Origin of the sequence: Phycicoccus avicenniae (genome assembly GCF_050496545.1) — a bacterium.
Lineage (GTDB): Bacteria > Actinomycetota > Actinomycetes > Actinomycetales > Dermatophilaceae > Phycicoccus > Phycicoccus avicenniae_A.
Genome location: NZ_JBNVZV010000001.1, coordinates 331,397 through 338,341 on the forward strand (window position 1 = coordinate 331,397; position 6,945 = coordinate 338,341).

Sequence of the window (6,945 nt, forward strand, 5' to 3'; positions counted from 1 at the left end):
ATTGTGGGAATCCTCCAAACCGGGGCGCCGAGGTTCGTCCCCGCTCGTCACGAGGAGGGCACGGCCGACGGGACAGGCTGGGACGCGTGATCGTCATCGTCTGTCCGGGCCAGGGATCGCAGACCCCCGGCTTCCTCGCCCCGTGGCTCGAGCTGCCCGGCGCCCGTGAGCACCTGAGCGCGCTGTCGGACGCCGCCGGGGTCGACCTCGTCGCCCACGGCACGACGTCCGACGAGGAGACGATCAAGGACACCGCCGTCGCCCAGCCGCTGCTCGTCGGCGCCGGCCTGCTCGCGCTGCGGGCCCTCGGTGAGCACACCGCCCCCGGCGCCCTCGCCGGCCACTCCGTCGGAGAGATCACGGCGGCTGCCGCCGCGGGCGTCCTCGCCGAGGACGACGCGATGCGCCTCGTCGCGCTCCGCGGCCGGGCGATGGCCGAGGCCAGCGCCGCCACCCCCACCGGCATGAGCGCGGTCCTGGGCGGCGACCCCGCCGACGTCCTCGCGACGATCGAGCGGCACGACCTCACGCCGGCCAACGTCAACGGCGCCGGCCAGGTCGTCGCCGCGGGTGCGCTCCCGGCCCTGGCCGCCCTGGCCGCCGACCCGCCCGCGAAGGCGCGCGTCATCCCGCTCAAGGTGGCCGGGGCCTTCCACACCCACTACATGGAGCCGGCCGTCGAGGCCCTGCGCGCAGCCGCCGCCGACCACGACGTCTCCGACCCCGGCGTCACCCTCGTCTCCAACCGCGACGGAGCCACGGTCACCGACGGGCGCGAGGCCCTCGACCGGATCGTCGCGCAGGTGTCGAACCCGGTCCGCTGGGACCTGTGCATGGAGCGCTTCGCCGCGCTCGGGGTGACCGGCATCATCGAGCTGCCGCCGGCCGGCACGCTCGTCGGCCTCGCCAAGCGCGCCCTCAAGGGCGTCGAGCTCCTCGCGGTCAAGACGCCCGACGACCTCGACGCCGCCCGCACCCTCCTCGAGGAGCACACCGCATGAGCCCCACCCCCAAGGGCACCGGCCACCTGACCGCCGGTCCGGTCACGAACTCGCGGATCAGCGGCATCGGCGGCTACCGGCCGCGCCGGGTGGTCCCGAACAGCGAGCTCGTCGAGCGCATCGACTCCTCCGACGAGTGGATCCGCGAGCGCTCGGGCATCATCGAGCGCCGCTTCGCCGGCGAGGGCGAGTCGGTCATCGACATGTCGGTGTTCGCCGCGACGCCTGCGCTCGAGATGGCCGGGGTGGCCGCCGAGGACCTCGACGCCGTGCTCGTCGCCACGGTCAGCTGGCCGTACCAGACCCCGGCCGCCGCCCCGATGCTCGCCGAGCGGCTCGGCACCAAGGCCGCCGCCTTCGACATCTCCGCGGCCTGCGCCGGGTACTGCCACGGCATCTCGCTGGCCTCCGACATGGTGCGTACCGGCACCGCCCGCAACGTCCTCGTCGTCGGGGTCGAGCGGCTCTCGGACTTCACCTCGCTCGACGACCGCGGCACGGCGTTCATCTTCGCCGACGGCGCGGGCGCGGCGGTCGTCAGCCAGTCCGACACCGTGGGCATCGGCCCGACGGTGTGGGGCTCGGACGGCGCGCAGTGGGAGGCCATCTCGCAGACCGAGTCCTGGATCGACGTCCACGAGAAGCAGCTCGGCTGGCCGCACATCGGGATGGCCGGGCAGACCGTCTTCCGCTGGGCCGTCTGGGGCATGGCGCCCGTGGCCCAGCAGGCGCTCGACGCCGCCGGCATCACCGCCGACCAGCTCGACGCCTTCATCCCCCACCAGGCCAACGTGCGCATCATCGACGCGATGGCCAAGAAGCTCGGGCTGCCGGAGGACCTGCCCATCGCCCGCGACATCGCCTACACCGGCAACACCTCCGCGGCGTCCGTCCCGCTGGCCATGGAGCGCATGGTGCGGCACGGTGAGATCCCGAGCGGCGGGCTCGCCCTGCAGATCGGCTTCGGCGCCGGGCTGTCCTACGCGGCGCAGGTCGTCGTCATCCCCTGACTCCCGTGGGCCCACGGGTCACCCGGGCCGAGCAGCACCCAACCGAACCGAAGGAGAGCACCATGGCAGACCAGCAGGAGATCCTCAGCGGCCTCGCGGAGATCGTCAACGAGGAGACCGGTCTGGACCCGGCCGAGGTCCAGATGGACAAGTCCTTCACCGACGACCTCGACATCGACTCGCTGTCGATGATGACCATCGTCGTCAACGCCGAGGAGAAGTTCGGCGTCCGCATCCCCGACGACGAGGTCAAGAACCTCGCGACCGTCGGCGACGCCGTCAACTTCATCCAGTCCAACCAGGGCTGAGGCCCGCGCGCGGCCTCCCCGACCGGGAGGCCGCGCCGGCCGGCACCACCCCACCGCCGATCCCGGCACCCCACGTCACCCACGAGGAGCACCAGCACCCATGAGCGAGCGTCGCGTCGTCGTCACCGGCCTCGGGGCCACCACGCCCCTGGGCGGCACCATCGCCGAGACCTGGGAGGGCATCCTCGCCGGGCGGTCCGGGGCCAAGCCGCTGCCCGAGGAGATGGTCGAGCGCTACGAGCTGCCGGTCCACTTCGCGTGCACCATCGCGCAGGACCCGCTCGAGGTCCTCACCAAGGTGCAGGTCCGGCGGATGGATCCCAGCGCCCAGTACGCCGTCATCGCCTCGCAGGCCGCGATGGAGGACGCCGGCTCCCCCGAGGTCGACCCGGAGCGCCTGGGCGTGGCCATCGGCACCGGCATCGGTGGCGTGTGGACCCTCCTCGACCAGTGGGACATCCTGCGCGAGAAGGGTCTTCGCCGCGTCTTCCCGCTGGCCGTCCCGATGCTCATGCCGAACACCTCGTCCGGCAACGTCTCGCTGCTGCTCGGCGCCCGCGCCGGCGCGCACACCACGGTGTCGGCCTGCGCCTCGGGCGCGGAGTCCATGGGCAGCGGCTACGACATGATCCGCGACGGCCGGGCCGACATGGTCGTGGCCGGTGGCACCGAGGCCGCGACGCACCCCATCTGCTTCGCGGGCTTCGCCCAGATGCAGGCCCTCTCGACGCGCAACGACGACCCCGCCGCCGCCTCGCGGCCCTACGACACCGGCCGCGACGGCTTCGTCATGGGCGAGGGCGCGGCCGTCATGGTGCTCGAGGAGTACGAGCACGCGAAGGCCCGCGGCGCGCGCATCTACGCCGAGTTCGCCTCGATCGGGATGTCCGCCGACGCGCACCACATCACCGCGCCCGAGCCCGAGGGCGCCGGTGCGTCCCGGGCGATGCGCGCCGCCGTCGAGCGGGCCGGGCTGTCGGACAGCGACATCGTGCACATCAACGCGCACGCCACCTCGACCCCGGTCGGTGACGTCGCCGAGGCCAACGCCATCCGGCGGGCCTTCGGTGCGGCGGCCGACGGGATGCCGGTCAGCGCGACGAAGTCGATGACCGGGCACCTGCTGGGTGCGGCCGGCGCCCTCGAGGGGCTGCTGACCGTCCTGGCCGTGCACCACCGCACGGCGCCGGCGGCCATCAACATCACCGACTTCGACCCGGCCATCGAGCTCGACGTCGTGCGCGGTGAGCACCGCGCGCTGCCGGACGGCGACATCGCGGCGCTCAACAACTCGTTCGGGTTCGGCGGCCACAACGTCGCACTCGTGGTCAAGAGCGTCTGAGCCACCGGACGGCCCGGTTCGCCTGCGGGCGGGCCGGGCCCCTGCGTACCCTCCTCCCGTGGACGGGGAGGGCGGCGCCGATGACCGGCGCGCGGAGGGGACGTACGTCAGCACCGACGCGGTCATCGCGCGCGAGGTGGCGGCGGTCGTCGGCGACATCGAGTCGACACCGGGCTACTGGCGACCGTTCGTGCGCCGGCACGCCCTGGTGACCGCGCTCTTCGTCGGGGTGCTGCTCGCGCTCGGGGCGACCGGGTACGCCGACCGCGCCGGGGTGCTGCGGGCCACCACCCTCGCGCTCGTCGTCATGGCGGGGCTGACGGCCCTCGACGGGTGGCAGGTCAGGCGGCGCCTGCGCGGTGCGGTGCGCGCGCAGGTCCGGGGCTCATGCCCTCCCGGCACGCCCGTCAGCGCGACCTGGACGTCGCAGGACGTGGTGTTCCGGCTGCCGAGCCACGAGGTCCGCCTGCTGCTGGGGACCGTCAGCGGTGCACGGGTGCGCGAGGGCGTGCTCCTCCTCGACCAGCCGTCGGTACCGCGGGCGTGGTCGGTGCCGGTCGAGCTCCTCGGGGCCGACGGCCTGCCGCTCCTGCGCACGGCACTCGGGGCGCGCCTGCACGAGCCCCTCTGACGCCGGCGGTGCTCAGCCGACCTTGTGCAGCCAGCGGACGGGTGCGCCCTCGCCGGCGTAGCGGAAGGGCTCGAGCTCGTCGTCCCACTCGAGGCCGAGCAGCTCCTCGATCATCTCCTGCATCGCCTCGGAGCTGCCCTGCGCCAGCACGACGACCTCGCGCAGCCGGTCCTCGTTGATGACGGCGTCGCCGTTGGCCGAGGTCCAGGTGTGGTGGATGCCGAGGCGGGGCGTGTGCGACCAGCGCGAGCCGTCGGTGCCGGGGCTCGGCTCCTCGGTGACCTCGTAGCGCAGGTGGTCCCAGCCGCGCAGCGAGGAGGCGAGACGTGCGCCGGTGCCGGCCTCGCCGGCCCAGCTGAGCTCGGCACGGACCATCCCGGGGGCGGCCGGCTGGTCGGTCCAGTGCACGCTGACGCGGGCGCCGAGGACTCCCTCGATCGCCCAGACCACGTGCGGGCAGAGCGCCTTGGGCGTGGAGTGGACGTAGACCACTCCTCGCGTGGCGGTGCGCGGCATGGCGAACGACATCCTGGTCTCCTTCACGTGCGGTGGACGTCTTCCCCAACGCCAGAGCTCGTGACGGGACCGGTCGCGGCCGGTGGTGCAGCTGTGCGGGCACGCGGACGTGCTGTTGTGGGTCACATCATGCACCACCCGGCGCACCCGCACCAGTGATCACAGGAATCACGGAGTGGGTGCGTCGGGCGGGGGCGCGTGCCGGTGGTGCGGTCAGACGTTCGCCGTGCCGGAGGTCGTCGTCGCGCTGGTGCCGTTGGCGTCGGACGGCGTGGTGGAGCCGGTCCCGGAGCCCTGGTCACCGGGCGCCGCGCCACCGGGCATCCCGCCGCCGCCAGGCCCGCCGGTGTGCTGCTCGGTGCCGGTGACCGCGAAGGTCTTCGACACGAGCACGTCGACCCGGCCGCTGTCGGTGGTGACGGTGACCTCGTAGCTGCCGTCGGAGAGTGCGCGCACGCCGCTGACGGTGCCGCCGCTCACGGACTTCTGCGCGGCGGTCACGGCCTTGCTCGCCGCGTCGGCGGTGAGGGTTCCGCCGGCGTCCATCATCCCGCCGCGGCCGCCGCCGGGCCCGCCGTCCGTGCCGGCCTGGCCGCCGCCGGGGAGGGTGCCGCCGCTCGACCCGCCGCCGTTCGCGTCGGCGCCGGACCCGGAGGACCCGGTGCCCGAGGACGCGGACGGGGCGGTGCTGGAGGTGGCCGTGCTGCCGGTGTCGGCGGCCCCCGCGAGGGTGGCGCCGGTGAGGCCGAGCGCGACGGCGGCGGCGATGCCGACACCGCCGATGGCGAGGGTCTTGGTCTGGCGGTCCATGGGGTGCTCCTTCGTCGGGGGGACTGCTCGCTCCACGGTCGGCAGCCCACCTGTGCCGCACCTGTCGCGCGCGTCGCGGGCCGCTGTGACCTCGGCGGTGTCCCGTCCGGCCGCTACGACCGGCAGAAGCCGGCGCCACCCCCCTTCCGGGGCCCTCGCCCCCGACCTCTGCCTGTCCGTGCGTCCGCCGGCGATAGGCTCGCCGGGCTGCGGCGCCGGACGCCGCGGGAGGGGCGTTAGCTCAGTCGGTCAGAGCAGCGGACTCATAATCCGTCGGTCGTCGGTTCAAGCCCGACACGCCCCACGAGGTCGTCTGGGGCCCACGCGCGCGGGCTCCGGCCCGGGGACTCATCGGGGGCGTGTCATGCTCCGGTGATGGCACTGAGCTTCGACGAGCCCTCCGACACTTCGGAGAAGGAGTGTGACCGGTGCGGCGCCGGGTACACCCTCGTGAAGTCGCTGATCCGCGACGCGGACGGGCCGCACGCCGTCGCCTTCTCGGCCCTGCACCACCACGACGGACAGCACGAGGCCTGGATCGACGCCATCCTCGGCAGCTTCGACGACGACTGCTCCGACCATGTCACCTTCGGCTGCCGTGTAGGACCGGTCGACGGTTCCGCCGAGCCCGCCGCGACCGCTGTGGAGGCCGCAGTCCCGTACGGCGACAGCCCACTCTGGGGGCGCAGGCTGCGCCGCGAGGAGGCACTTGCGCACGATCGCCTCGACGACTACTGGCAGGTCGTGGACTTCCTGCTCGAGCACGAGCCCACCGTCCGGGCCCACGTCCACCACCGGGGCTGACCGCGCTCCGACACCGCGACCGTCCGCCGGGGTCAGTGGGTGGGCAGGCGGTGCTGGGGTTCGGTGGTGCGGGTCCGCCCGTTCGGGCCGTGCCAGGTGATGGTGCCGTCGGGTGACATGACGGGTCGCCAGCGGCCGAGCTGCTTGAAGCGGTGGTGCCGGCGGCAGAGGTCTTCGAGGCAGGTAGGCGTGGTGGTGCCGTCGGGCCAGGCCTTGACGTGGTCGAGGTCGCAGCGCTCGGCCGGTCTGGTGCAGCCCCACATCCGGCAGGTCCCGTCTCTCGTCTTGACGAACGCGGTGATCGCCTTGGTCGGCTTGTACGCGCTGGTGGTCAGGGAGGCCAGGGTGCCGGTCTCGGCCTCGAGCACCGCCCTCGCGACGTCCATCGGCAGGAGCTTGAGCAGGTTCGCCAGGGTGGCCGGGTCGACCCAGCCGAGGTTCGGGAGGTGGGTGCCGGAGACGGAGAACCCGGGGCTGACGACGGCCATGGTCCACGCGTGGTCGTCGACGTCCTCGGCCGGCC

The 6,945-nt window shown here is 73.7% G+C and carries 9 protein-coding genes and 1 tRNA gene; 7 read left to right on the plus strand and 3 right to left on the minus strand.

What is annotated here, in order from left to right; translation table 11 throughout:
• Positions 1-86: 86 nt before the first annotated feature.
• The 5 genes from ACQZ2A_RS01675 to ACQZ2A_RS01695 all read left to right on the plus strand — a co-directional run bounded on the left by ACQZ2A_RS01675 (position 87) and on the right by ACQZ2A_RS01695 (position 4,292).
• Positions 87-1,001: an ACP S-malonyltransferase gene (locus ACQZ2A_RS01675; protein ID WP_430206756.1), complete on the plus strand. Its 915-nt coding sequence runs from the start codon at positions 87-89 to the stop codon at positions 999-1,001.
• Complete coding sequence (locus ACQZ2A_RS01680; protein ID WP_430206757.1) at positions 998-2,011, plus strand: beta-ketoacyl-ACP synthase III; 1,014 nt, start codon at positions 998-1,000, stop codon at positions 2,009-2,011. Before ACQZ2A_RS01675 ends, ACQZ2A_RS01680 begins: the two co-directional genes overlap by 4 nt.
• 62 nt (positions 2,012-2,073) lie before the next feature.
• Positions 2,074-2,319 carry an acyl carrier protein gene (locus tag ACQZ2A_RS01685; RefSeq protein ID WP_166120800.1) on the plus strand — a complete coding sequence of 82 codons (246 nt, stop codon included), beginning with the start codon at positions 2,074-2,076 and terminating at the stop codon, positions 2,317-2,319.
• Between the two features lie 100 nt (positions 2,320-2,419).
• Positions 2,420-3,661 (plus strand): beta-ketoacyl-ACP synthase II, encoded by a 1,242-nt coding sequence (gene fabF / locus ACQZ2A_RS01690; RefSeq protein ID WP_430206758.1) that lies wholly within the window; start codon positions 2,420-2,422, stop codon positions 3,659-3,661.
• A gap of 58 nt (positions 3,662-3,719) precedes the next feature.
• Positions 3,720-4,292 carry a hypothetical protein gene (locus tag ACQZ2A_RS01695; protein WP_430206759.1) on the plus strand — a complete coding sequence of 191 codons (573 nt, stop codon included), beginning with the start codon at positions 3,720-3,722 and terminating at the stop codon, positions 4,290-4,292.
• 12 nt (positions 4,293-4,304) lie between these two features.
• On the opposite strand, the gene ACQZ2A_RS01700 is transcribed toward ACQZ2A_RS01695, so the two are convergent.
• Positions 4,305-4,820 carry a DUF3145 domain-containing protein gene (locus ACQZ2A_RS01700; RefSeq protein WP_430206760.1) on the minus strand — a complete coding sequence of 172 codons (516 nt, stop codon included), beginning with the start codon at positions 4,818-4,820 and terminating at the stop codon, positions 4,305-4,307.
• A gap of 201 nt (positions 4,821-5,021) precedes the next feature.
• Positions 5,022-5,618 carry a hypothetical protein gene (locus tag ACQZ2A_RS01705; protein ID WP_430206761.1) on the minus strand — a complete coding sequence of 199 codons (597 nt, stop codon included), beginning with the start codon at positions 5,616-5,618 and terminating at the stop codon, positions 5,022-5,024.
• 230 nt (positions 5,619-5,848) lie between these two features.
• On the opposite strand from ACQZ2A_RS01705, the gene ACQZ2A_RS01710 reads away from it, so the two are divergent.
• Together ACQZ2A_RS01710 and ACQZ2A_RS01715 are read left to right on the plus strand one after the other, a co-directional pair.
• Positions 5,849-5,922, plus strand: a tRNA-Ile gene (locus ACQZ2A_RS01710).
• Between the two features lie 71 nt (positions 5,923-5,993).
• On the plus strand, positions 5,994-6,422 hold the full coding sequence (locus ACQZ2A_RS01715) for a hypothetical protein (protein ID WP_430206762.1): 429 nt from the start codon (positions 5,994-5,996) through the stop codon (positions 6,420-6,422).
• Between the two features lie 32 nt (positions 6,423-6,454).
• On the opposite strand, the gene ACQZ2A_RS01720 is transcribed toward ACQZ2A_RS01715, so the two are convergent.
• Positions 6,455-6,945: HNH endonuclease (locus tag ACQZ2A_RS01720; protein WP_430206763.1), on the minus strand; the 491-nt coding region annotated here is incomplete at its 5' end.

Coding starts and splice junctions, on each gene's coding strand:
- ACQZ2A_RS01680 (WP_430206757.1), top strand. CDS start 998: ATGAGCCCCACCCCCAAGGGCACCGGCCACCTGACCGCCGGTCCGGTC.
- ACQZ2A_RS01685 (WP_166120800.1), top strand. CDS start 2,074: ATGGCAGACCAGCAGGAGATCCTCAGCGGCCTCGCGGAGATCGTCAAC.
- fabF (WP_430206758.1), top strand. CDS start 2,420: ATGAGCGAGCGTCGCGTCGTCGTCACCGGCCTCGGGGCCACCACGCCC.
- ACQZ2A_RS01700 (WP_430206760.1), bottom strand. CDS start 4,820: ATGTCGTTCGCCATGCCGCGCACCGCCACGCGAGGAGTGGTCTACGTC.
- ACQZ2A_RS01705 (WP_430206761.1), bottom strand. CDS start 5,618: ATGGACCGCCAGACCAAGACCCTCGCCATCGGCGGTGTCGGCATCGCC.
- ACQZ2A_RS01715 (WP_430206762.1), top strand. CDS start 5,994: ATGGCACTGAGCTTCGACGAGCCCTCCGACACTTCGGAGAAGGAGTGT.